Consider the following 24,969-nt stretch of genomic DNA (forward strand, 5'->3'; position numbering starts at 1 on the left):
AGCTAGGCCAGTAGACCAGGCTTTTACGCAAGTGTAACGATGAAAAACATCGTTACAGCGAGAAGCAGGCCCAGCGGATCAGCCGCAATGATGAAAAACATCGTTGGAGGCAGAGCTAGGCCAGTAGACCAGGCTTTTACGCAAGTGTAACGATGAAAAACATCGTTACAGCGAGAAGCAGGCCCAGCGGATCAGCCGCAATGATGAAAAACATCGTTGGAGGCGATACAGAGTCGCTGAGCAACCGCGAATTAGCGGTCAAAAAAGAAAGCCGTTAGGGGGAACTCCTTGTCCTTAGCGGCTTTTTTTGTAATTTCACAAAAAAAGTTTCTGATGTTATGAAACTTTACAAACTTCTTTCATATAAATTGACCCATGGGGATAGCGCATTTACAATGAAACAAATCTTGATCAAGAATGGTTAACATTTACATAGTTATCGAGGTGATGGGTAGTGGCGCTAACGCTTCAGAAAGTGAATGAACTAACACTGGAAGGGTTCGTCGAGGCATTCGGCCCTTTGTTTGAGCACTCCCCTTGGGTAGCAGAGCGGGCGTGGAGCTCTAGGCCCTTCATAGCAAAGCAGGATCTAATCAGCAGTCTAGAAAGGGAAGTGTGGCGCGCAGATCGGGAAGAGCAGTTGGCTCTGCTGCGAGCCCACCCTGATTTGGGAACGCGAGTTCGCATGACGGACCATTCCGTAAATGAGCAGGCTGGAGCGGGCCTGAACCAGTTATCACCGGAAGAATATGAGCAGTTTCTCCAGCTTAACAAGCAGTACACGGAGGCTTTTCAGTTTCCGTTCATCATGGCCGTCAAGGGCCAGACCAAGGAGACGATTCGCGAAGCGCTGAGCCAACGCATTCATCGAGAGGTGAAGGAGGAGATAGGCAAGGCTTTACAGGAGGTTTGCAAAATCGGGCGGTTCCGCCTAGAGGCTGTGCTAGTAGACGAAGCGGAGGGGAAAGCGATGAAGAACGGATCTGAGAGAATCATGTACTACGGAAAAGGAGACGTATGGGTGTACAGGTCCTACGCAAAGCCGCTAACCAATCTTACGATAATACCTGAATCTGGTTTTGTGGGACGAGACAATATACTTTTTGGGATGAATATCAAGGTGGCGGTTAGCGGAGAGAAGTTTTTCACTTCTTTTACAGAAGGGGATAATACGCTGGTCGTGGCCACGGACTCCATGAAAAACTTTATCCTGCGCAAAGCTGGAGAATATGAAGGCGCAACGGCTGAAGGATTCCTCGCATTCGCAAGCCGTAAGCTGCTAGAGACATATCCTCAGATGACAGGCGTGAAAATGACAGCCGATCAAGTTGCTTTTGATGCTTTGCCGGTACCGGGAGCTGGAGGTTTCGAGAATGGCAATCTGGTTTACCGGTATTCACAGAATGAGCATCCGACAGCCAAGGTAGAGATTACGCGGACGGAAGAAGGCAGCGCTATTCTGGAGCATGAAGGCGGTATTGCCGATCTGAAGCTAATTAAGGTGAAGGGCAGTTCATTCGCAGGTTTCGTACGAGATGAGTATACAACACTGCCAGAATCTTATGATCGCCCGCTCTTTATTTTCCTAGATATCGCTTGGAGCTATGAAGAAGTGGAGGATGCGCTGGACTCGGATCTAGGACGTTATGTGGCTGCTGAGCAAATTCGGGACATCGCACATACGGTATTTCATGAGCAGCACTCGCCATCGATCCAAAATCTCATCTACCGTATCGGACAACGCGCGTTACTTAGGTTTCCGCAGTTAAAAGAGGTTCGGTTCGAATCGAATAACCGTACTTGGGAAACGATTCTGGAGCAGGCTACGGCAGGTGAAGGAAAGGTGTTCACAGAGCCGAGACCTCCGTATGGTTTTCAAGGCTTTTCGATGACAAAGCGTGATCTGGAGGGACTATAAGCTATGAGCGCCGGACTAACAACGCACGTTCTGGATATCAGCCAAGGCAGACCCGCCGAAGCTGTACGTATAGAGCTATACCGACTTCAGGAAGGAAGGGCAGAGCTTCTTCGTGCGGACGTCACGAATGCGGATGGCCGGTTACAAGGGCCGATGTTAAGCGGGGAAGATTTGGTGCTTGGAACTTATGAGTTAGTTTTCCATGTCGGTGATTATTTCAGGGAAACGGGAGTCTCTCTATCCGATCCTCCATTTCTGGATCATGTTCCCATTCGTTTCAGCGTTGCGGCAGTAGACAGCCATTATCATGTCCCCCTCTTGATTGCGCCGTGGGGATATAACACATATAGAGGAAGCTAGTGTTTGATAAAAAGCGGGGCTATATCTACGTCCGAGGGAGGATTTCACATGGATGATAAACAGTTTGACCTCGTGATTCGCAAAGGTACCGTTGTCCTCATGGATGCTGTGCGGCAGGTAGACATCGGTATTCTGGGCGGCAAGATTGCTGCGCTAGGAGAAAATCTCAAGTACACGGAGCAAACGCCTGTTTATGAGGCGGAGCACCTGCATATTCTGCCCGGCATGATAGATGCTCACGTTCATTTCAACGAACCGGCGCTTGGTCACTGGGAGGGGTTCGCGACTGGCTCGGCTGCTCTCGCAGCTGGCGGATGTACAACATTCATCGATATGCCGCTTAATGGTGTCCCTCCAACTGTAAGGCTCAGCGCTCTAGAACAAAAGTTGGAAGCAGCTGCAGGACACTGCTTGGTCGATTATGCGCTGTGGGGCGGACTGGTTCCGGGCAATCTCGGGAATCTGCAGGAGCTGGCGGAAGCCGGTGTCATTGGCTTCAAGGCCTTCATGTCTTGTCCCGGCGGAGAAGGAGAAGATATTTTCGCTGAGGTGGACGAAGTAACCCTCTATAGAGGGATGCAGGAGATCGCCCGCTTGGGGCTCGTGCTCGCTCTTCATGCTGAAAGCGAAGAGATCGTAGCCAAGCGAGCCGCTAAGGCTCAAGCGGAAGGCAGACACGGAGCGCTCGACTTCGTCGCAACGAGGCCGATTGCTGCGGAGCTGGAAGCGGTGAACCGCGCGCTGTGCTACGCAGAGCAGACGGGCTGCCGGCTGCACTTCGTGCATATTTCCAGCGCGGAGGGTGTGCAGGCCATCACGGAGGCGAAGGCCAAGGGGCTAGACGTCACGGTGGAAACGTGTCCGCATTATTTGGCACTGACCAGCGCCGACCTGGTGCAGCTGGGACCGGTTGCGAAGTGCGCGCCTCCACTGCGCACGGCGGAAGATCAAGACCGGCTGTGGGCGGAGCTTATAGCCGGGCGGCTCGACATCCTCGCTTCGGACCATTCCCCATGCCCGACTTCCATGAAGCAGGGGGATTTCTTCGAAGCGTGGGGCGGTATCTCCGGGGCGCAGAGCTCCATGGAGCTGATGCTGGATGAGGGGTATCTTCGCAGAAATGTGCCGCTGCCTGAGTTGTCGAGGATGCTTTCGCTTGAGCCTGCCAAGCGTTTTGGCCTGTATCCTCGCAAGGGGGTTATTGCTGTCGGAGCGGATGCCGACCTCGCACTAGTTGATATGAGCAGGGGCTATACCCTGCAGGCGAAGGATTTGCTTTATCGCCACAAGCATAGTCCCTATGTGGGGCGGACGTTCGGGTGCCGTGTGAAGACGACATTTTGCCGTGGAAGCAAGGTGTATGAGCTTGGAGAAGGAGTTGCGGAAACGGCTGATGGTGCGTGGTTACGTCCCACAGTGATCGTTGGAGGTGAGGTCGGTGGCTAAAAGAGTACCGGATTCACGCGATCTGCTGTCCCAATTCGGAGAGCGGATGCTTGAGGAGCTTACGGAGCTTTCCTCCTATGGCGCTGATGCAGAAGGAGGAGTGACTCGGCTCCTTTACACAGATCCATGGCTTCAGGCGCAGCGAGCGATTGTTAGCAAAATGCAGCAGCTAGGGCTGGAAGCCGGTTTCGATGCGGTTGGCAATGTATTTGGCACATTGCCAGGCAGTCAGCCCAGTGCGAAGCCGATACTGACAGGATCGCATATCGATACGGTCAAAAACGGTGGCAAATACGATGGCGCATTCGGTGTCGTCGCCTCGATGATGGCGCTCGGTTATTTGAAAGCAGCTTACGGGACACCGAAGCGGACATTAGAAGCCGTCTCGTTCTGTGAAGAAGAGGGAAGCCGCTTCCCGCTTGCCTATTGGGGCTCCGGGCATGTCACAGGCGCAAGATCCTTGCTGCTTGCGGCCGAGATTGCCGATCAGGGCGGCGTTACTTTGCTTGAGGCGATGCGGCAAGCTGGCTTTGATACTGCAGCGAATGGGCAGCAATATCCGGCAAAACGCGAATTCATTGGCGGCTATATCGAAATTCATATCGAACAAGGTTCTATTTTAACCTATAAAAAGAAACAAATTGGCATTGTAACGGCCATCGTTGGCCAAATTCGACTGACCATACAGGTAACAGGCAGCTCCAATCATGCGGGAACAACGCCAATGAGGATGCGCAAGGATGCGCTCGCAGGAGCGGCCGAAATGGTGGCAATAACGGAGCAGATGGCCCTTGAGGCAGGAGAGCCGCTTGTTGCTACTGTCGGGCGTTTGGAAGTGAAGCGGGGAACCTCGAATGTGGTGCCGGGAGAAGTGGAGTTCACACTGGATATTAGGCATACTGACGAGCCGGAGATGCGTACATTTTGTGTAAGATTGCTAACAAAGCTCGAAGAAATCGCGATGCGAAGAGGGCTTACTATAGAAACGATTCAAAATTTACATGCTCCACCAGTCGCTATGCAGGAAAGCCTTTCGAATGAAATTGAGGCTGCCTGTGAAGCCGGCGGATTTCAGCATATGCGGCTGCCGAGCGGTGCAGGACACGATGCTCAGCTGTTCGGACCCATTTGTCCGACGGCGATGATTTTCGTACCAAGTGTTGGCGGCATAAGCCACAGTCCTGAGGAATTTACGGAAGCGGGTGATCTAATTGCCGGATTCCACACACTGGTTCACGTGTTATACCAATATGGCTATGGGGGAAAAGCAGATGAAATTCTATAAAGACTTGTCGCCCTCGCTGAGAACCATTATGACTCCCGGACCTGTAGAAGTCGATCCTCGGGTGCTTCGTGCAATGTCGTATCCGATTCTGGGGCAGTTCGATCCGGAATTCACAGAACTGATGAATGAAACGATGGAAATGCTTCGCGACGTGTTTCAAACGAGTAATCAATGGGCTTTTCCAGTAGATGGCACATCGCGTTCTGGCATTGAAGCCGTACTTGTAAGTGTCATTGAACCAGGAGATAAGGTGCTTGTTCCTATTTATGGACGTTTCGGTCACCTGCTTGTGGAAATCTCTGAACGCTGCGGCGCAGAGGTTCTCATGTTGGAGCGGGAGTGGGGTTCTGTTTTCGACACACAGGAGATCATAGACGCGATCCTAAGGGAAAAACCGAGCATCGTGGCGATGGTCCACGGCGAAACGTCCACGGGCTGCATCCAACCGCTTGATGGGATTGGCGCAGCATGTCGGGAAGTAGACGCGCTGCTTGTCGTGGATGCGGTAGCAACGATTGGTGGTGTCCCGGTGCAGACGGATGCTTGGCAGCTCGATGCTGTCATCGGCGGGACACAGAAGTGTCTGTCTGTCCCGTCCGGGATGTCGCCGATTACCTATAATGATCGTGTTGAGGCTAAGGTGTTACGGCGTAAAACGATCGAACGGGGGCTGCGCGAGAAAGGGGCGGCTGTTTCCAGCTTGAAGCCTGTGGCGAGCAACTATTTCGACCTGGGTATGCTGCAGGATTACTGGAGCCCGAAGCGGCTCAATCACCACACGGAAGCGACATCCATGCTCTATGCTTTGCGCGAAGGGCTGCGCCTAGTCCTGCAGGAGGGACTGGAGGAACGTTACCTTCGGCATAAACGTCATGAAGCTGCGCTGGTCGCCGGCCTGCAAGCCATGGGGCTTACGCTGTACGGGAACCCGGACTGCAAGCTGCCGGTCGTAACCTGCATCCGTATTCCGGATGGGATTGACGGCGAGTCCGTGCGTTCGATGCTGCTGAATACGTTCGGGATTGAAATTGCCAGCTCTTTCGGGCCGCTAAAAGGTCAGATTTGGCGAATCGGTACGATGGGCTTTAGTTGCAGTCAAAAGAACGTACTCCACGTTCTTGGTGCTCTGGAAGCTGTTCTCCTCTGGCACAGAGCCGATGTGAACGTTGGTGCAGCGCTGCAAGCAGCCCTAAATCAATATGCTCGCAAGGAGGAGGAACAGCCATGTTAAACATCATGCCGCGAGCGGAACGTGCCATGGTTGCTACGCCTCATTATTTGGCGAGCAGCGTGGGGAGCGCGATTCTGCAGCAGGGAGGCAATGCTTTTGACAGTGCGATTGCGATTAGTGCGACACTTGGCGTTGTTTATCCGCACATGACGGGCGTTGGCGGGGATGCTTTCTTCCTGATGTATGATGCAGCAACAGGTACTTATACGGGCTTCAACGGAAGCGGGAAGTCTGCTGTGTTAGCGAACCCTGATGTCTACAGGGCTAAAGGCTTGCAAGCGATTCCGCAGAGAGGGATTCTAAGCGCGATCACGGTGCCGGGTATGGTGGATGCCTGGTGGCAGGTGTGGGAGAAATACGGCAGACTGCCGTGGGAGAAGCTGTTGGAACCCGCAATTGCTTATGCAGAAAAAGGATTTCCGATTTCACGCAATTTACGCTTCTGGATGAAGAAGGATGAAGGATTTATTCGATCCTCTGAGCAGCTTAGCGCGCTTTATATGCCTGGCGGTGAGCTTTTGAAGGAAGGAGATCGACTGGTTCAGAAAGAGATGGCGGAGACGCTGCGCCAGATTGGGCGGGACGGCCGGGATGCTTTTTACAATGGCGTTGTCATGAAGGCTGTTGTGGAAAATATACAGCGGGATGGCGGATTGCTGCAGGAGGAGGATTTCACGAGTTATGCCGGAGAATGGATGAAGCCGCTCTCTAGTACGTACCGTGGATATGAGATTTTCCAAATGCCACCGAACTCGCAAGGATTCACAGCGTTAATGATGATGAATATGCTGGAAAATATAGAGGTAAGTGCGGTTCCCAGGGCTTCAGCCAATTTTTATCACATCATGTCAGAAATTATTAAGAAGGCATTTAAAGACCGTGATTTGTATTTGACAGATCCGAACTTTCGAGAGATTCCGCTGGAGCATCTGCTGTCCAAGGCTTATGCCAAGGAGCTCTGGCAGGCGATTCAAGATGAGCCGTTTAAGGTAAGTGAACACTTGTCTCCGGCAATCGGTCAAGATACGGCTTATGCAGCTGTGGTTGATGAGGCGGGCAACTCTGTTTCCTTCATTCAAAGCTTGTATTTCGACTTTGGCGCTGCGTATGTCCCGGGGGATACGGGAATTATTATGCAAAATCGGGGCTCATTTTTCTCGCTGGACTCTGCGTGTGCGAATGTGCTGGAGCCGAAAAAAAGGTCGTTCCATACGTTAATGCCGGCTATTGTCAGTAAGGCAGGTAAGCCATACATGCTATATGGCACACAAGGCGGGGAGGGTCAGCCGCAAACGCAGCTTTCCATCTTGACCGGTGTGCTGGACTATGGATTGTCGATTCAAGAAGCGATAGCACTGCCCCGTTGGGTTTACGGACGTACGTGGGGGGAAGATGGAGATGCTTTAAAGCTAGAACATCGTCTGGATGATGAAGTGTATGCCCGTCTCCAAAGATGGGGGCACCATGTAGAGCCAGTGAAAGCATGGGATGGCATTATGGGCCAAGCGCAGGGGATTGTCATTGATGAGAGGGGCTTCATGAGCGGAGCTGCGGACCCGCGAGGTGACGGTTTAGCAATCGGCTGGTAACACGATAAGGCTATATAAAGCGAGGTGCGGTGAGTGATGGAAGCCTACGACATTTTACAAGCGGTAGAGAATTGTGAGCAGTCAGCTGTGCTGGCGACGGTCATTCATGTGGAAGGGCATGCCTACCGTAAGCAAGGGGCCATGATGCTGTTGCTCACGGATGGCAGCTTGTACGGGAGCATCTCCCCGGGCTGTCTGGAAGCCGATCTATCGGGCTATGTGCCTTTAGTCGAGGCATCACAGAAGCCGCAAATGATTGAGTATGATATGCGGCCTGCCGATGATTTCGGCTGGGGCGAAACGATCGGGTGCGGCGGGTTAATTCGCATTCTGCTGGAACCAGTGACAGGTGAGCTGCTTGTTCACCTTCTAACGGCCAAAGCGGCCGTGGATCGAGGGGAAGTTGTACAGCTTACACGCTCGTTTACGGAGGGGTATTCCGATACGCAGTATAAGTTGTGCGGTATCGATAAGGCTGCTTCTACTTCTGACCACAATTCGTTGTCTAATGCGTATGTCTACACTTTCAAACCTAAGCCTAGAGTCATCGTGTTTGGAGCTAATCAAGACGCTATCCCGCTTGCAGGGCTGGCTGTAAGCAGCGGATTTCGCGTAGTGGTCGCGGACTGGCGCGATGCTTACTGCACGGAGGAACGTTTTCCCGGTGCGCAGACGGTAGTTGCTTTTCCAGGAGAGCTGGTTGAAAAGTTAAGATTGACCTCATCTGACTACGTCGTGGTCATGAGTCATCAGTTCGATAAAGATGCTGAGTTCGTGCGGGGAGCCATGAAATCGCGACTGCGCTACCTCGGCATTATGGGCTCACGTTCGCGATCCGAAAGACTGCTGGATGGTGTGGAGCCGCCCAAATGGGTGCATTATCCCGTTGGCTTAAACATTGGCTCTGAAGGTCCTATCGAGAATGCTATCAGCATTGTAGCGGAATTGATTCGTATAAAGCGTGGTGTACGCGCAAATGAAGATTGGAGCACCTCCGTCAGATCAGGAGATATCCAAGGGTCCTGCCCATGGTGAACGCCAGGAAACGAAAGATCGTTGGCGTCTATCTGGCAGCCGGAAGCTCTAGGCGAATGGGGACATCGAAGATGTCCTTAGAACTGGCGAAGGGTGTTCGGCTAGGTGGAGTTGCTCTCCAGCAAGCGCTGAACTCTGAGCTATGGAGTGTAGTTGTTGTCGTGCGCGAAGGCGACTCCTTGGATTGGCTGCCGGCATCTGCTTTAGCACAAATGCTGCAGGGGCGCTGCCAGATTGCCTTCTGTCCAGATGCAGAAAGCGGAATGGCGCATTCTCTGCGCACGGGCATTCAGACGGCCAAGGAGCTGGGGGCAGAGGGGATTATGGTTCTGCTGGCAGATCAGCCATTCATCGATGAGGGCATGTTGTTAGGCCTCACGAATGCGTTCAATGAGCATGCAGGAGAGGATTTTATCGCCAGCGGGGATAAGGGTCAGCCGAAGCCTCCGCTCATTATGGGACCGAGCATGTGGCAGGCTGCAGCTTCGCTCGAAGGGGATGTCGGGGCGCGGTCCCTGTTTCGCTCGGCATTGTATCTGGGACGTATCATTGAGGCAAACGAATTGCATTTCATGGACATAGACACTGCAGACCGATATGAGGAGGCAAAAAAGCTGTTTGCCGATTACTTCATGTCAATTTAAATGACATAATTGTAGCCGAAAGTGCATTATTACTAATGATGCGCTATTTTTTTATACAAAAACACAAAATGATGTTAAGTTAGTTGACTCTGTTTTTGCAAATTGTTTATAGTTGATCTAATTTAACTACGGATAATATGTGAAAAACAGCGGTTCAGTTTACGCTGAGGAGGTTTTGTTCATGTCAGTTCCTTTGTACCAGCTGCCAGAGCAGCAGCCTTCGGTGTGGCAGCCGACGAGCGTAGAGGAAGCCATGCAATTAAAACAGCAATGGGGAGACAACTCGGTGTTGATCTCAGGTGGCACATGGCTTCGCACACGATGGGAAAATGGTCTTTCGTCGACCCCGCAGCACTTGATCAGTTTGGGGAGCATTCCAGCTCTTTCGGGTTTAACCATTGACACTTTAGGTCATGTTCATATAGGTCCAGCCTGTTGTTTGTCTGATTTGATGGAGAATGAGCTGATGAGGCAGCGATGCGGACTGTTGGTGCAAGCTTGTTCTGAGATTGCAGCGCCTTCTGTACGAAATTTAGCTTCGATCGGAGGCAATGTGGTAACCCGTACGGGAGATCTCATTCCTGTTCTCCTTGTTATGGATGCTCAGGTGGGTTGGTCAGATGGGCAAAAGGAGCGTATGCTGCCGCTAAAGGAGTGGCTGGAAAGTAAGCATTTTACCTCCTATGAAATGATGACCAAGATTGTGGTGCGAGCTTCTGAGCAGGATCATACAGGGCGGATTGAGGCAAAACAGACTGAGGCAGAGCAGCAGACTAACGTGGAGCTGAACAAGGCAGAACAAATCGATCAGGACGCGAGCCGGTCCCATGAGTTTTATTTAAAGGTGGGACGCAGGGAGGCGTTTACCCCATCTGTTGTAACAGTTGCGGGCAGTTTAAGGATGGATGCGGACGGAACCATTGCCGCTATCGCATTAAGTGCAGGCGGAGGAAGCGCTATTCCGGCGAGGTTCACAGAGCTGGAGGATGCGGTCACAGGTAAGCTTTTATCCAAAGAGGTCCTGCAAACTTTGCACAAGGGAGTGTCTGAAGGGTTCGAGGCTGTAGCTGATGATTACGCAGGTGTTGCTTACCGGAAGATGACGGCAGCGAATCTCATCGTTTCCGAGTGTTATAAAGCTTGGCGAAAAGGGGGCGGAGTCTATGCTCCTAGGTCGTGATACGTATGCGAAAAAGTGGATCATTCGTCCCGATGGTGAAGAAAAGGTCACGGGAAAGCTCCAATACCTCACGGATTTAACAGCACCGGGTATGCTGCATGGGAAAGTGCTGCGAAGCAAGTACCCGCATGCGTGGATACTCTCCATAGATACGAGCAAAGCCAAAGCGACCGCGGGTGTTCGCGCCGTTATTACAGCAGAGAATGTGCCGGGCATGAATTTGTTCGGCATTGCCTTTCCTCACCAGCCTGTCCTGTGCCACGAACGTGTCCGATACATTGGTGATGCTGTGGCGGCTGTAGCAGCGGATACAGAGGAAATCGCGGAGTACGCGCTTAGTTTAATAGAAGTTGTCTATGAGCCGCTGCCCGTTGTAGACAATCCAGAAACGGCACTGGACGACGGGACTGTGCTCCTCCATCCCGATGGCAATCTGCTGCATCGAACTCATTTGAAGCAAGGTGAAGCGGAGTCTTCTTTTGCAGAGTGTGCGCACATTGTAGAGGAGACTTATTACACTCCGAGGCAAATGCACACGTACATGGAAACAGAGGGCGGTCTATTTATTCCGGAAAATGATGGCCGACTTACGGTGTACTCGCCAACGCAGCATGGCTATAAGGATCGGATGCAGCTAGCCCGTATTCTCGCCATGGAAGAAGAGCAGATTCGCGTAGTATCCAGTCCAATTGGCGGATCATTCGGCGGGAAGGATGAGCTGAATGTGCAGCCATTTGGCGCCATGCTTGCGCTTATGACGGGCGCTCCCATCAAAATGCACAATTCCCGCAGGGAGTCAGTCATTGCCGGGATCAAAAGGCATCCGATGCGGATCACAATGAAAACAGGTACAGATGCAAATGGACACCTCATTGCACATCAAGTCAGTATCCTTGCAGATACAGGCGCTTACGCAACGCTGGGCTGTGAGGTGTTGAACTTTGCAACTGAACATGCCATAGGGCCTTATACAATTCCTCATATCGATGTAAAAGGGACTAGTGTTTATACGAATAACGGCGTATCCGGGGAGTTTCGGGGCTTTGGCGGCAATCAGGTGATTTTTGCCGTGGAGAGTCAGATCGAGCGGCTGGCTGAGAAACTCGGGATGGATGCTTGGGAGCTGCGCAAGCTGAATCTGCGCGCACCGAGTGATCCCGGGCCGATGGGCCAAGAGATTGTGCCGACCGAAGGCGCCAGCCAAGTATGGCACAAGGCGCAGGAATCGCCGCTTTGGGCGAAACGGGGCAAGCCGCAGGTCAGCAGCCAGGAGCCGTGGCTGCGCCGAGGCGTCGGCGCCTCGATAGTGATGCACGGTGCCGGGCTCGGCCTCGGCATTCCGGATCACTCCGGCGGACGCATCGAGCTCACGCCGGAGGGCAAGATCCAGGCCTCCTTCGGCTTCGAGGAGTTCGGGCAAGGGCTTTATGCAGCACTCACGCTGATGCTGCAGGACTGCTTCGGCTGCGCCGCCGATGACATCCGTATCGTCATCGGCGATACCGACCGCGTGCCGAGCAGCGGCTCGAGCACGGCGTCCCGCGCGACCACGATGATGTGGCGCGCCCTGCAGCGGCTGAAGCCGCCGTTCGTGCAGGCGCTGCTGGAGCAGGCGGCTGATCTTGGCGGCTTCGCGCCGGAAGAACTGACAACCGGCGTAGGCGGACTCCATCGCAGTGGCGATGGGGAGGGGCAGCCGGTTGTGACGTATGCGCAGTTGGCGGCGGCTGCCGATCAGGCAGCGAAGCCGATACTGGCGCAGACCGTGTTTGACTACCCGACGACACCGGCGGGGCAGGTCGGGGCGCATTATTTGTACTCCTACGCAGCAGCTGTCGTGGAGGTGGAAGTGAACATGCTGACAGGACGGGTGAAGGTGATTCAAACCGATCACGTTATTGCAGCAGGGCCTGTCATTAATCCGATGGGCTTCCTCGGTCAAATCGAGGGAGGCAGCGTAATGGCATTGGGCTTCACCTTAACGGAGGACGCCGCCATGCAGGAGAGCTCCTATGTAAGGCATAATTTGGACACTTACCTGATTCCAACTTTTCAAGATAGTCCGCAATTGATTCGTGTAGAAGCGATTGAAGAATTACCCGAGGGCGATACATTCGGCCCGCGTGGGGTAGGCGAAATCGGCAGCGTCGGATTGGCGCCTGCGATTACGGCAGCGGTTCGGCAAGCAACCGGCATTTGGGTGAACCGGCTGCCGATTTCACCGGAACATATCGTGCAGTCCATCGATTGGTTAGAAGGGGTGGAGGCCATTGATTAATACAACGTATGTACTCGAATGCTCCATTAACGGGAAAGAGATTGCAATTCCGGTTCCTGCTTCCAAGCGGATGTCAGATATTTTAAGAGACGACCTGCGTTTAACTGGAACCAAAGTTTCTTGTGAGATTGGACGATGCGGCGCCTGCATGGTGCTGCTTGATGGGAAGCCAGTGAATGCGTGTCTGTTAATGGCTTATCAAGCGGCAGGCAAGCAGGTGACCACTATTGAGGGGATATCCGGAGGGGAAACGCTGCATCCTGTTCAACAAGCCATGTTAGAGGAAGGAGGGCTGCAGTGCGGTTATTGTACCGCAGGGATGGTTGTCACGTTAACGGCCTTGTGGGCCAAGAACCCCGCCCCAACGAGAGCGGAGGCCGAGCAAGCGCTGTGCGGCAATTTATGCCGCTGCACCGGGTATGAAGGGATTTTCAGAGCGGTAGAACGATGTGGTTTGTCGATAAAAAGAGAGGGGTAGAAGCCATAATGCCAAGAAAACTGATGTTGTCCTTAACTGCTATCTTCCTAATGATCCTATCCGCTTGCTCCAGTTCACCCACATCAACGACGAGCACCACGACAGCACCAGCAAGCTCCCCTGCGGCAGCTTCGACGGCAAGTACAACCCCTGCATCAACAGAGAAAAAGCTGCCAAGAGTCGCCTTTGTTTATATCGGAGTGCCCGGTGACGGAGGTTGGACTTATGAGCATGATCAAGGCCGTTTGATGATGGAGAAAGAGCTGGGTATCAAAGCGACTACGGTTGAAAATATTCCTGAGGGTCCAGATGCGGAGCGGGTTTTCGAAGAGTTGGCACAGAAAAACGATATCATTTTCGGAACCTCTTTTGGCTATATGGACCCGATGTATAATGTGGCACAAAAGCATCCGAATGTGAAATTCCTCCACGCCACAGGCTACAAAACACTGCCTAACATGGGCACGTACATGGGACGCGAGTATCAAAGCGCCTACCTCGTCGGCATGGCCGCCGGCAAAATGACGAAAAACAATCATATGGGCTATGTGGGCGCGTTTCCAATTCCAGAAGTCATTTACACCATTAATGCTTTCACCTTAGGTGCACAAAGCGTGAATCCGAACGTGGACGTTTCCGTCGTTTGGAGCAATACCTGGTTCGACCCGGCAACAGAGAAGCAAGCGGCAATATCACTTTTGGACAAAGGCGTTGATGTGCTGGCTGCCTATCAGGATTCGCCTGCGGGCATTCAAGCGGCTGCTGAGCGCAAGGTTTGGGGCATCGGCAACGATTCCGACATGGGTCGATTCGCACCGGAAACGTACATTTCCAACCCGAAATGGAACTGGGGCCCTTACTATGTGAAAGCTGTAAAAAGCGTCATGGACGGCACTTGGAAATCGGAAGCTTACTTCGGCAGCATGAAGGAAGGCATCACTGAAATGGCACCGCTTGGCAAAAATGTGCCAGCTGACGTGAAGGAGCTTGTCGAGAAGAAAAAGCAGGAGATTTTAGCGGGAACCTTCGATGTGTTCCAAGGCCCAATTGTCGATCAGGATGGCAAAGTCCGATTTGAGCAGGGTAAAAAGATGACGGATGAAGAAATCCTGGGTACAACTTGGTTTGTTAAGGGCATTAAAGGTGTCATTCCGAAATAATGAGGGAAGGTTGTGTGTAGGACGATGACGATACAAGATAGGACTCTTCTTGATGAATGGCATCCGGTATTGTTGTCGTCGGCGCTGACGGATCGACCGGTTCCTGTTGTTGTACTGGGGGAGAAAGTGGCTGTTTTCCGTACCTCTGAGGGTGTTCACGCCTTCAAAGACCTGTGCATTCATCGGGGCGTGCCGCTCTCACTCGGCAAAGTGAAGGGAAATGAGCTCGTCTGCGCCTATCATGGCTGGTCTTATAACGGCTGCGGGACGTGTACGCGAATTCCTTCACTACCTGCTAATCGGGCTATTCCCTCGAAGGCGAAAGCTTTTGTCTACACCTGTGTGGAGGCGCACGGATTTATCTGGGTTTGCTTGGGGACGCCGGCAGGCCCGCTGCCGAGGGTGAGTGCTTATATCCCGGAAGGCTTCAAAGAAGTATGGATGGGGCCGTATACCCTGCAAGCCGCAGGGCCTCGTATTATTGAGAATTTCCTCGACGTATCCCACCTTATGTTTGTTCATGAGGGTCATCTGGGCGATAGTAATTATGCTGAAATTGGCGATTATCAGGTACATGAGGAGGACGGTGTCCTCACCTCGGAGGAAATCGTCGTCTACCAGCCCGATCCTGATGGGACGGGACGTGGGGTACATAGCCGTTACGTGTACGAAGTGTATGGCCCGCTTAGTGTTGCTTTTACCAAAAGAGATCGGGATACGGATCATATCTTCCGTTTGTTCCTCATGGTGCTGCCGGAATCCGAGCAGCGCAGCCAAGCTTTCATGCTTAAGCAGCGGAACTATGCGTATGAGGAGCCGGATGAGATGTTCATCCAGTTCCAGGATCTGCTGATCGAGCAGGATCGTGTAATGGTCGAAAATCAGAAGCCGGAGCTGCTGCCGCTTGATCTTCAGGCGGAGCTGCATTTGAACACCGACCGATTAAGTATTGCGTATCGCAAGCGGCTTCGTGAATTAGGTGTGACGTTTGGGACGGCGTAGTTGTGGTGAAATGAGTAGGGCTATCGAAGGGGCTGGGGAAGGCCTTTTTGGTAGTCCTTTTTGCATGGTAAGCCGTGGATATGGGAACTGTGGTCCTTTATTTTTGCGATTTAGAGCAGTTTGGAAGCCAAGGGGAACTATGATCCTTTATATAAGCGAGATTGGGCAGAATGAGGGTGAATTTGAGGGAATAAGGGACTGTGGTTCCGTTTGTACAGTGATTTATGCGATATTGGCTAAAATAGCGGACTCTAGTTCCTTTTAACATTATCTTTATCTATGTTGATTCGCCTTGTGGGTTCGGTAGGTCTATCAATGAGGATTTCTCGCCGTAGCAGCTCATTCAAGAGAAGGTCTATGAATTCATCTTCGAGCTCTAATTCTATCGCTTCCAAATAAGCCTTAATTAAACTTTCAAGGCTTAGTGCATGTAAGTGCATCTTACTACCTCTTTCATGTTGTCATCGTTTTCTTCCATTTTTAATTAATGTCATCCTTCGGGAATGGCGCAGCCATGTGTAGTAGCTTCGTAGATCGCGCAGCTCTATACTTTCGCTCATTTTCCCGAGGAACGTAATCACGATCATTTTATGTAAGGGGTCACCTAGCAGATCTGTCTCTGTCTCATCGACTACAAATTGAGCAACAAAAAGCAAATCATCATCGATCACATAGACATCTTCTTCGTTCCTGTAATAAGAAGCGATGCTACCGCTCTTTAACTTTTCCCACAGTAAGGCATAAATGTCATCGAGTTGGGTCGATTCGTTACCGAGACGAGTGCGATATCGGCTGTGCGCATGATGGGTGATGATGATGTCGACCACTTTTTTATCGGAAAGTTTGATATAGAAGGGGTCGTAGGTACTCCATCGATTCATTGTTTTATCTCTCATACCTAGATCTCCTCTCAACTCAGAATAAGATGATTATATGAATTTCCATATATATACTAATTATCATATAATTTGTTTCACTTCTTCACATCGCAAATGTATATGGATTGTATGCAAACTTTTTGCGCGAAGATGTAAAATATGTGCGTGAAAATGCAAAAAAGATTGCATAACAGCTAAATGCTGGTTATACAATCCTTTTTGTTTTTGGTAAAATAAGGTTGGCGAAATTACCACCAGTTACAGATCGGCTCTGTTTGTTTCTTTTCTTTAATTGTAAAGATTTTCATTACCGCCGACGTTTCCTCTTGAGAAATACCAGCTAATAGAGGAGTTGAAACTTGATTTAGCTCGATATTTTTAAGCATGTGTACGACATCGTGCAGTTTCGGAGCTAACTGAATGTTCAGCATATTAGGACTCCCTTCATATATCTTAGTAATTGCTAGATATATTGTATCAAATAGTTGGAGGTATGTGGAAGATGAGAAAAAGTAAAATGTATATATTTGTCGTAAGTATTTTGGTCCTAGTATTTTTACAATTATGGTGTTCTTCGGTAACATTCCATCACCCTTATGTTGGTATATATATATCATTAAATAACCAGGAGCAATGGGAAGTTGTCGAGTCTCACCCTGAGAGTGCAAGCGCGAAGTTAGGCATTGCGGTAGGGGATATTGTCAAACTAATTGACGGGTTACCTCCAGAAGAATCACAGGTTGTCGTGAAATGGGGAGCTATCGAACAGGCAGATACATTGCTTATTTCGAAAAATGGGATGGATAGCGAGTATCATGTGGAGAGCAGCACAACGATATATGATATGATCCCGCTGGTTGAAGAGTTTGTCTGCCTATTTTTAGCAGGCATTCTCTTATTGAAATTACGTCGCTCACAGTCAGCTAGGTTGCTTGCCGCGGTATTTTTAACTATGGCTGTTATTTATATGAGCCTTGGCGCCTCGATACGAGGAGATCTAGTTGGAAAACTATTAATAGCAAACTTTATGACAATATTGCCTGTTGTGTTTTTACATTTTATAGTCGTGTTTTTTATTGAAAAGGGAGAAGTACAATTATCTACTCGATTCATTAAGTATTTGTACGCCATTTTGTTAGCTGGGGTTATGCTAAGAGTGCTATATTTTTTTCCATCGATGCAAAAGTTATATCGTTTGGACGGTTCCGTAACATTAGGAGTATTTATTATTGGCTTCTTAATTAATATAAGTGTAATAGCCTATATGTATTTTAAAGTGCGGAAACAACACAGTTATTTATCAAGCATAGTGAAAAGTGTGTGTTTTTCGCTATTTATTTCTATTTTCCCGATCATTTGCTTATCTTTTTTACCTAAACTTTTTCTGGGAAGTTGGGTTATTGATGGGATTTATACAAGCTGGATCATTATGTTATTTCCCATTTCTTTTATTTACTTAATTGCTTCCAATCAACTTTATGATATTGGTCTTGTCGTTCGTCGGTTTCTGTTCGCAGGTCTTATGGCGATCATACCTGTTAGTTTATTTACGGGGGCGTATGCCTTTCTATTTAGCAATGAAGTGAACGAGAAGCAGATTTTATTTGTTTTCATAGGATCGACAATACTGGTTTCCCTATTGCTCTATGCAGCCGAATATTGGACAACTCGCCTAGAACCTTTTCTTTTCCCTAAGAAGCATGTTTTGCAACAAGCGTTAAAGAAAATTTCTAAAAGCCTAGGTGCTATCTCAACTCTTAGAGAGTTGAAAGATATTATCCTTGTAGACATTGTGAACACGATGCAAGTTTCAGGAGGTGCGATTGTTTTTCTGCATAGGGATGAGATAGAAATTATTATGCAAGGTGAAATTGATGCTTTAGAAATCGAACAGTTGGTGAAGGGGTCAATCTTACTTAATCATCCGGACTATACAAGTATAGAGATGTCGGGGCATGAGGCATACACAGGCTATTTGATCATGACGCGCAAAAAAACCAATACATTCATTTCAAAAGAAGAGAAGCAGTGGCTCCAACTCATTACTTCTTATTTGGAAATTAGCTTGGAGAATGTGCACTTAATTCGCAAGCTAACGGTTAATTTACAACAGTTTGCGGCTCAGCTTCCGCATGAAGGGGTAGCGCAAGATATCCAATGGTTTCGTAAGGTAATGTTTGAGCTTCAAGAAGAAGAGCGGATTCGTATTGCGACGGATTTGCATGATACGACGATGCAGGATTTGTTTTTCCTTAAAAGGAGAATTTCCTCCATTGCTGATAATGGTACTTTGATGAAATCCGATCAAGATCAGCTAAATAATATGAATAATTTTGTTGATATGATTAATGCGAGTCTGCGTCAGAGCTGCTTTGAGCTTAATCCACATTTATTGAGAGAAGTAGGGTTAATTCAAACTCTTCAAATGTACATTGAGAAGGAAGCATACACGACTTCATTTGAGCTTTCCATTGAAATAAGTTCTGATTCTAGAATTGAAAGTAAAGATTTGCCGACAAAACGTCATATATTCCGTATTGTTCAGGAGCTATTAAATAATGCAAAGAAGCACTCACAGGCGGAAAGAGTCAGATTTGTAATTGAAGAAGCTAATCATCAATTCTATTTACACTATGAGGATGATGGCATTGGCTTTAATGAGCTTAATGAAGGAGTACAAAAGGAAATCGGGGCTTCTGGTATGGGAATCGAACAAATAAAAAGTAGGGTTATACATATGGATGGTAAGATGGATCTGAGTACTCTGAAAGGTAAGGGAATGACGTTTAGAATGTGGATTCCGGTTGAGGAGGTCAGTTCTGTATGAGCGATGTTATCAAAACATTAGTTGTCGATGACCATCCTTTATTCGCTAGGGCAACGAAAGCTTTGTTGGAACAAATGGATCGGATCGAAGTCACTAGGGTTGTCAGTAACGCGAAACAATGTCTGGAACAAGTTGCACTTCTACAGCCTGGACTTGTTTTTCTTGATTATCAACTGCCTGATCAAAGCGGAATGGAAGTAGCAGCGGAAATCAAACGCAAATATCCACACATTCATATTGTTATATTTACGGGGATTGAATTAAGCAGTATTTACAATAAATTAATTGAAACGAAAGTAAGCGGCATTCTGTCTAAAGAATCAAATGAACGGACGATTATTAATATGGTGAATTGTATACTGGATGGTCAAACGATGCTGCCGTTATCTTTTTTTCATCAGATGCAATTGAACGTCGTTACGGATGTGACAGAAGATTTCTCATTGCAGGATGAGGAAGTGAATATGTTGAATATGCTCATGAAGGGCGCCACTCACGAACAAATTGCAGATCAAATTTATATGAGTAAACGCACGGTAGATAATTATTTACGGAAAATTTACGATAAATTAGGTGTGAAGTCCAGAACGGAAGCGCTGCAAAAGTTCATAAAAAGCAAGTATTACGATTAAGTGGAGCAAATCATTGACACCTAAAGAACATGTACTCTACTATAAACATAAAGTAAGAGGCAGTGGCTTCCTGTTATATGCATAAACATGTAAATAATCTTAAGAAGACCGGGAAGGCATTAGCCTTTTCCGGTCTTCTCTGCTGTTTAGACGAAGTTTCCATTCTTTACCATAAGAGACAGAAGTGAGGCGAATGGAGCATGAAGCAAAGCGTAGAAGAACATATGATTCGATTGGTGGACGAGTACATTGAAGTAAAGGGTTTAAATGAGCTTCTGAAATCTTTCATTGCCGATAAAGAGAAAGAGAATGGAGCGTGGGCGAAGGTTACGCTTTGCACGCATTATATGTTGGGTGGAGATTCTCCGCATATTGAGCGCTACGCGGCACTCGTGGAGTTGGCCAACTTAATCTTGGACATTGTGGATGATCTGCAAGATCAGGATCAAGAGGACAAGCCGTGGATGAAGTGCTCGCAAGCGGAGGCATTGAATGCCATTCTGGCGCTGCTAATGGGATTCTTTGGAGAGTTGGGGCATCTGCAAGTGAAGTCGGAATGGTTAGTAGAGGTGACGAGGATCATTGCGCGTTCGATTAACGGTCAGCATAAGGATGTGGTGAATGCTGCAGAGACGGTTGAGCATTATCTGGAGATGACGCAGGAGAAATCCGGCTCTCTCTTTCGCTTGGCGTGTTTCATGGGATATGTGACGGTGGATCCCCCGCGGGGGACGATTGAGCAGCTTCATGAGTTGGCCGATTGTATCGGGCTCATTCATCAGATTCAGAATGATATGCGCGACATCGTTCGCATTGATGTGAAGAATGATTTGTACGACAAGAAGCGTACGTTGCCTATCTTGTATCTGCTATCCGTTGAGGACGAAAGGTTTACTACATTAAAGGAGTACTATGATGGGAAAATTACATCGGATGTTCTTCTGCAGGAGAAGGAAGCGTTTATTCAAATGATCACGGACTCTGGATGCCTAGAGTATGGACGAGTTGTGCAGTCGATGTGTGTTCAAAAGGCGGAGGAGATTTATGAGAAACTGCAAGCTGTTTCTCCTTGGAAGGAAAGGTTCCGGGAGGTGACGTACGGTAGTTTTAGGGAGGAAGGATAAGGCTGCCAAACACGAAGGAGTTTGGCCCGCCGCTTGATGGATTGGCTTAGGAATATGAAAGCCGATAGACTCAATCGCGTGTGTGCGATTGGGTTTATCGGCTTTTTTATATAGTATGAACTGGAAAAACTCCTGTTAAATTGGTTCAATACACCCGTTTCTGTGTTAATTCGTGTTATTAACGGGAGGAATTCCATGTAAAGATGCTGACACCGGGTCGTTCGTCGAAATAGCGGTAGTTTTTCCTGATATTCAGTGGTCTCGTAGAGCACGGTGGTGGTAGTGGGCGAGGACAAGACAGGACGCATGTCCAGCTGTGATGTGAAAATTTATTGTCTTGAGATCATTGACAATCATTATCATTTAAAATAAAATAAATACTATATTATAATAATTATAAAAAAGAAATTATTCTCACCGTGAGGAGGATGTTGTACATGAGTCAGAACCCCAATTACTTAACGACTAACCAAGGCGCACCGGTAGGCGACAACCAGAATTCCAGAACAGCAGGCCAGCATGGACCTACGCTTCTGGAGGACTACCATCTACTTGAGAAAATTGCGCATTTCGACCGGGAGCGCATTCCAGAACGTGTCGTGCATGCGCGCGGAGCGGGAGCTTTCGGAACGTTTAAGGTAGAGCATGCGATGAACCGTTACACCAAAGCGGCGTTCCTCGGTGAAGAAGGCAAAGAAACATCGGTATTCGTTCGCTTTTCGACCGTTATTCACGGTCAGAGCTCACCGGAAACGGCACGTGATCCGCGGGGCTTCGCGGTCAAATTTTATACGGAAGAAGGCAATTACGATCTGGTCGGCAACAATCTTCCGGTATTCTTTATCCGTGATGCGATGAAGTTCCCAGATATGGTGCATTCCCTGAAGCCAGCGCCAGATACGAATGTGCAAACACCGGACCGCTATTGGGATTTCATGTCGCTCACGCCGGAGTCCACGCATATGCTGACCTGGGTCTTTTCGGATTATGGCACACCGGCTAACTACCGGGAGATGAATGGTTTTGGCGTGCATGCTTTCAAATGGATTAACTCCTTTGGCAATTACGTGTATGTGAAATATCACTGGAAGCCGCATCAAGGTGTACGCAATTTGTCCAAAGCGGAAGCGTCCGTCGTGCAAGGAGAAGATTTCAGCCACGCCACGAGAGATTTGTACGATGCCATCGCTAGCGGCAATTTCCCGAAATGGGATCTGCATGTACAACTGCTCCAGCCGGAGGATCTGGATGCGTACGATTTCGATCCGCTGGATCCGACGAAAGTATGGCCGGAAGACATCATTCCTCTGCACAAAGTAGGGACGATGACGCTGAATCGCAATCCGCAGAACTTTTTCGCTGAGGTTGAGCAAGCTGCTTTCGCTCCGAGTGTGTTAGTAGCAGGAATTGAGCCGTCCGAGGACAAGCTGCTGCAAGGGCGTCTGTTTTCCTATCCCGACACGCAAAGACATAGGCTGGGTGCCAACTACCTGCAAATTCCGGTGAACTGCCCGTATGCTGCGGTACGTAACAATCAGCGCGACGGAGCTATGCAAATGAAGCCGCAGCCCGGCAGTGTGAACTACGAGCCGACCCGTCATGCCGATGCTCCTAAGGAGGCGCCGGAGTACCGAGATAGCTCCATGCCGCTTCAAGGCCAGGCAGCCAGGCAAAAAATGGCCAAAACGAATGATTTTGCCCAAGCCGGAGATACATTCCGCAGCTTCAGCGAGCGGGAGCAGGCTAATTTCATTTCCAATCTGCTCGGCGACCTTTCTTCTGTTCATGAGAAATCGAAGTTACTGGCTATCTGCAATTTCTATCGTGCAGACGCCAAACTGGGTGAAGCCCTTGCAACTGGCCTCAATGTAGACATTTCCGGTTATTTGCAGCATTTGAACCGATAAGAACGCACATGTGCGTCGGCAATCATAGACTATAAAATGAAAAATCGCAGAGGAGGTTTCCATGATGGCAAAGCATGATCTGAACCAAGCGCTGCAGCGGATGCGCGCCAAAAACATCCCCCTAACCCCACAACGGTACGCGTTATTGGAATTTTTATACGAGCAGGGCAGTTACACAACGGTCAAAGAGATTTGCGAAGCGTTAGTCGTCAAATATCCGACGATCAATGCAATGACAGTGAACAGCTCACTGCATGTGTTCAAGCAGCTCGGTTTGGTGAAAGAGCTTTCCGTGATCGGAAGCTCCATGCGGTATGAAGCTGCGCTAAGTTCATGAGCAGCTAAAAAAAATAAGCGCCCCACTCGCTACAAAGAAGCTCTCTCACAGCTTCACGTAGTGGATGGGGCGCTTTTTGGCATGCTGATTATATCTCACTTAAAATCAGACAGCGGAATCGGAAACTCTAGAATGCCGAGCGCATAAGGGGCATATTCGTAGAGCCCGAAATAAACGACGACGGTGTCATCTTTTAAATAAAAGCCCTGATCGTTACGAATAGACTCGAACGGCTCAATAAGTTCATAATCTTTCGCTTTCAATTGCTTCTTAATCTCTTGATTGATAATAGTCTTGTAGTTAGCATTGTTCGAAGTCACCTGCTGAAGATTCAGCTCATTCCCCGTATCCAAATCGAACGTATGAGCATCCCAAGAATAGAACCCGTGTGCACCACCAGAAAATGTATAAACAATAAAATAGAGACTTAGCTTATGGTCCTGATTATAAGTAACTTGATAGTTCACGTCGAACGTGTTCGGGAAATCAGGTGCTGTACCGCTGTTCTCTTCGGTAAGATCTGTTAATTGCTGGATCGCCGCGGCTTTATATTTGGATATCTCATTTTGGATGAATGTATTAATCTTCGCGCTCGCAGCGGCATTCACCCAGCCTTCAATCTGCGGATACTGCAGGCTGATGCTCCGATTATCGGTCTTCGTTTGCTCCTCGGACTTGTTCGTCAGCTTAAGTTCATTTTCCTTAATTTTGGAAATGCTCACGACACGGCTTTCATCGTTGTAACCGATCTTATAGCCCATCTGCTCCAGAAGCAGGCGAAGCGGCAGGTAGGTAGTTCCATCGATAATGACAGGTGGCAGAGGCGCGAAGAAAGTGTGACCATTCAGCGAATATTGCATGCTTTGGTTTTGCATGCTCATGGTCTTATTAGGCCCGGTGACGGTGACGGTTTTGGTCGCTGCATCCCACGACGTCGTCAAACCCAGCTGTTTGCTAAGAAAAGCGAGGCCGACATAGGTGTCGCCATCCTTCGATTTGCCGCCCGGAACACTCACCAGTTGATCGCCAATCTGAATATTAATCGTTGCGAGCTGTACGCTGAAATCAGTGCTATCCGACTGTGCATACACGCTTGCCTGCTGCGGGAGAAGAGCTGGACTTACAGCGACTAGCAGGGCTGTAGCCAATGCGATTTTTGCTGTGAACATCTTCTTTTTCATTTGAACTCTCTCCTTTTTGAAGTCATCTATATAATTAGACGATATTTGCACGGAAAAGTTTGTGGGATTCTTCGGATTTGTCGAAAAAAATGTGAGCATGACCTTCTTCATTTTACCCTATTTCCGTATATGTCTAACATAGAAGGGAGGGTTGAAATCAGAATGTAGATTCAAACAGGTGTTTATTGGTAAAAAAACGTCCAAAAACGAACTATTCAAAAGATTTACCTGAAAATCGTTCGTTTTTTGAAATTGACATGACACGTCAGTTGGTAGTAAACTAGGGAAGCGGGAAATGAAGCCGCACTAATTGAAAATGTCGAATCAACTCGTATAAAATCAGGGATAAGGCCTGAAAGTTTCTACCCAAAAACCATGAATTTTTGGACTACGAGGAAGCGAATGAGGGGAACCATAGGAAGATGATGGTCTTTTTGCATTCGGTTCTTTTGCTGTCCAGCGGATAGAATCATGTAT

Annotated in this window: 23 protein-coding genes and 1 riboswitch; of the genes, 19 read left to right on the forward strand and 4 right to left on the reverse strand. The window is 48.9% G+C overall.

Annotated features, from left to right (window positions below):
• Nucleotides 1-152 precede the first annotated feature (152 nt).
• The 14 genes from AC58VC_RS33670 to AC58VC_RS33735 all read left to right on the forward strand — a co-directional run bounded on the left by AC58VC_RS33670 (nucleotide 153) and on the right by AC58VC_RS33735 (nucleotide 15,606).
• Entirely contained in the window at nucleotides 153-278 is a 126-nt protein-coding gene (locus AC58VC_RS33670; RefSeq protein WP_497375619.1) for a hypothetical protein, read from the forward strand.
• Nucleotides 279-454: 176 nt separating this feature from the next.
• Entirely contained in the window at nucleotides 455-1,918 is a 1,464-nt protein-coding gene (gene pucL / locus AC58VC_RS33675; protein WP_497375621.1) for a factor-independent urate hydroxylase, read from the forward strand.
• Nucleotides 1,919-1,921: 3 nt separating this feature from the next.
• On the forward strand, nucleotides 1,922-2,278 hold the full coding sequence (uraH, locus tag AC58VC_RS33680) for a hydroxyisourate hydrolase (protein ID WP_497375623.1): 357 nt from the start codon (nucleotides 1,922-1,924) through the stop codon (nucleotides 2,276-2,278).
• Between the two features lie 48 nt (nucleotides 2,279-2,326).
• Entirely contained in the window at nucleotides 2,327-3,724 is a 1,398-nt protein-coding gene (locus tag AC58VC_RS33685) for an allantoinase (RefSeq protein WP_497375624.1), read from the forward strand.
• Nucleotides 3,717-5,009, forward strand: a complete 1,293-nt coding sequence (locus tag AC58VC_RS33690) for a M20 family metallo-hydrolase (protein WP_497375626.1) — start codon at nucleotides 3,717-3,719, stop codon at nucleotides 5,007-5,009. Before AC58VC_RS33685 ends, AC58VC_RS33690 begins: the two co-directional genes overlap by 8 nt.
• On the forward strand, nucleotides 4,996-6,240 hold the full coding sequence (locus AC58VC_RS33695; protein WP_497375628.1) for a pyridoxal-phosphate-dependent aminotransferase family protein: 1,245 nt from the start codon (nucleotides 4,996-4,998) through the stop codon (nucleotides 6,238-6,240). The genes AC58VC_RS33690 and AC58VC_RS33695 overlap by 14 nt, the downstream gene beginning before the upstream one ends.
• Nucleotides 6,234-7,829, forward strand: a complete 1,596-nt coding sequence (gene ggt / locus AC58VC_RS33700) for a gamma-glutamyltransferase (protein WP_497375629.1) — start codon at nucleotides 6,234-6,236, stop codon at nucleotides 7,827-7,829. The genes AC58VC_RS33695 and ggt overlap by 7 nt, the downstream gene beginning before the upstream one ends.
• Before the next feature lie 36 nt (nucleotides 7,830-7,865).
• Entirely contained in the window at nucleotides 7,866-8,864 is a 999-nt protein-coding gene (locus AC58VC_RS33705) for an XdhC family protein (protein ID WP_497375631.1), read from the forward strand.
• Nucleotides 8,858-9,508, forward strand: a complete 651-nt coding sequence (locus tag AC58VC_RS33710) for a nucleotidyltransferase family protein (RefSeq protein ID WP_497375633.1) — start codon at nucleotides 8,858-8,860, stop codon at nucleotides 9,506-9,508. The genes AC58VC_RS33705 and AC58VC_RS33710 overlap by 7 nt, the downstream gene beginning before the upstream one ends.
• Before the next feature lie 181 nt (nucleotides 9,509-9,689).
• On the forward strand, nucleotides 9,690-10,688 hold the full coding sequence (locus AC58VC_RS33715) for an FAD binding domain-containing protein (RefSeq protein ID WP_497375635.1): 999 nt from the start codon (nucleotides 9,690-9,692) through the stop codon (nucleotides 10,686-10,688).
• Nucleotides 10,672-12,966 (forward strand): xanthine dehydrogenase subunit D, encoded by a 2,295-nt coding sequence (pucD, locus tag AC58VC_RS33720; RefSeq protein ID WP_497375637.1) that lies wholly within the window; start codon nucleotides 10,672-10,674, stop codon nucleotides 12,964-12,966. The genes AC58VC_RS33715 and pucD overlap by 17 nt, the downstream gene beginning before the upstream one ends.
• Nucleotides 12,959-13,444, forward strand: coding sequence for a (2Fe-2S)-binding protein (locus AC58VC_RS33725; protein ID WP_127455571.1), 486 nt, complete (start codon nucleotides 12,959-12,961; stop codon nucleotides 13,442-13,444). Before pucD ends, AC58VC_RS33725 begins: the two co-directional genes overlap by 8 nt.
• Before the next feature lie 8 nt (nucleotides 13,445-13,452).
• A complete protein-coding gene (locus AC58VC_RS33730; RefSeq protein WP_497375639.1) occupies nucleotides 13,453-14,604 on the forward strand; it encodes a BMP family ABC transporter substrate-binding protein in 1,152 nt (383 codons plus the stop codon).
• 24 nt (nucleotides 14,605-14,628) lie between these two features.
• Nucleotides 14,629-15,606, forward strand: coding sequence for a Rieske 2Fe-2S domain-containing protein (locus tag AC58VC_RS33735; protein ID WP_497375641.1), 978 nt, complete (start codon nucleotides 14,629-14,631; stop codon nucleotides 15,604-15,606).
• 251 nt (nucleotides 15,607-15,857) lie between these two features.
• Here the strand turns inward: AC58VC_RS33735 and sda are convergent, their stop codons facing one another.
• The 3 genes from sda to AC58VC_RS33750 all read right to left on the reverse strand — a co-directional run bounded on the left by sda (nucleotide 15,858) and on the right by AC58VC_RS33750 (nucleotide 16,915).
• Complete coding sequence (gene sda, locus AC58VC_RS33740) at nucleotides 15,858-16,046, reverse strand: sporulation histidine kinase inhibitor Sda (protein WP_497375643.1); 189 nt, start codon at nucleotides 16,044-16,046, stop codon at nucleotides 15,858-15,860.
• A 21-nt stretch (nucleotides 16,047-16,067) separates the two neighbouring features.
• Entirely contained in the window at nucleotides 16,068-16,502 is a 435-nt protein-coding gene (locus tag AC58VC_RS33745) for a hypothetical protein (protein ID WP_497375645.1), read from the reverse strand.
• Nucleotides 16,503-16,732: 230 nt separating this feature from the next.
• On the reverse strand, nucleotides 16,733-16,915 hold the full coding sequence (locus AC58VC_RS33750) for a hypothetical protein (protein ID WP_497375647.1): 183 nt from the start codon (nucleotides 16,913-16,915) through the stop codon (nucleotides 16,733-16,735).
• Between the two features lie 71 nt (nucleotides 16,916-16,986).
• On the opposite strand from AC58VC_RS33750, the gene AC58VC_RS33755 reads away from it, so the two are divergent.
• The 5 genes from AC58VC_RS33755 to AC58VC_RS33775 all read left to right on the forward strand — a co-directional run bounded on the left by AC58VC_RS33755 (nucleotide 16,987) and on the right by AC58VC_RS33775 (nucleotide 23,311).
• Nucleotides 16,987-19,311 carry a sensor histidine kinase gene (locus AC58VC_RS33755; RefSeq protein WP_497375649.1) on the forward strand — a complete coding sequence of 775 codons (2,325 nt, stop codon included), beginning with the start codon at nucleotides 16,987-16,989 and terminating at the stop codon, nucleotides 19,309-19,311.
• Nucleotides 19,308-19,943: a response regulator transcription factor gene (locus AC58VC_RS33760; RefSeq protein WP_497375651.1), complete on the forward strand. Its 636-nt coding sequence runs from the start codon at nucleotides 19,308-19,310 to the stop codon at nucleotides 19,941-19,943. The genes AC58VC_RS33755 and AC58VC_RS33760 overlap by 4 nt, the downstream gene beginning before the upstream one ends.
• Nucleotides 19,944-20,143: 200 nt before the next feature.
• Complete coding sequence (locus tag AC58VC_RS33765; RefSeq protein ID WP_497375653.1) at nucleotides 20,144-21,067, forward strand: polyprenyl synthetase family protein; 924 nt, start codon at nucleotides 20,144-20,146, stop codon at nucleotides 21,065-21,067.
• Between the two features lie 437 nt (nucleotides 21,068-21,504).
• Entirely contained in the window at nucleotides 21,505-22,974 is a 1,470-nt protein-coding gene (locus AC58VC_RS33770) for a catalase (protein WP_497375655.1), read from the forward strand.
• Between the two features lie 64 nt (nucleotides 22,975-23,038).
• On the forward strand, nucleotides 23,039-23,311 hold the full coding sequence (locus AC58VC_RS33775; RefSeq protein ID WP_497375657.1) for a Fur family transcriptional regulator: 273 nt from the start codon (nucleotides 23,039-23,041) through the stop codon (nucleotides 23,309-23,311).
• Between the two features lie 95 nt (nucleotides 23,312-23,406).
• On the opposite strand, the gene AC58VC_RS33780 is transcribed toward AC58VC_RS33775, so the two are convergent.
• Nucleotides 23,407-24,492, reverse strand: coding sequence for a stalk domain-containing protein (locus AC58VC_RS33780; RefSeq protein ID WP_497375659.1), 1,086 nt, complete (start codon nucleotides 24,490-24,492; stop codon nucleotides 23,407-23,409).
• Nucleotides 24,493-24,801: 309 nt separating this feature from the next.
• Nucleotides 24,802-24,903, forward strand: a riboswitch (purine riboswitch).
• The last annotated feature ends 66 nt before the right edge of the window (nucleotides 24,904-24,969 follow it).

This window comes from Paenibacillus sp. J22R67 (assembly GCF_059692175.1).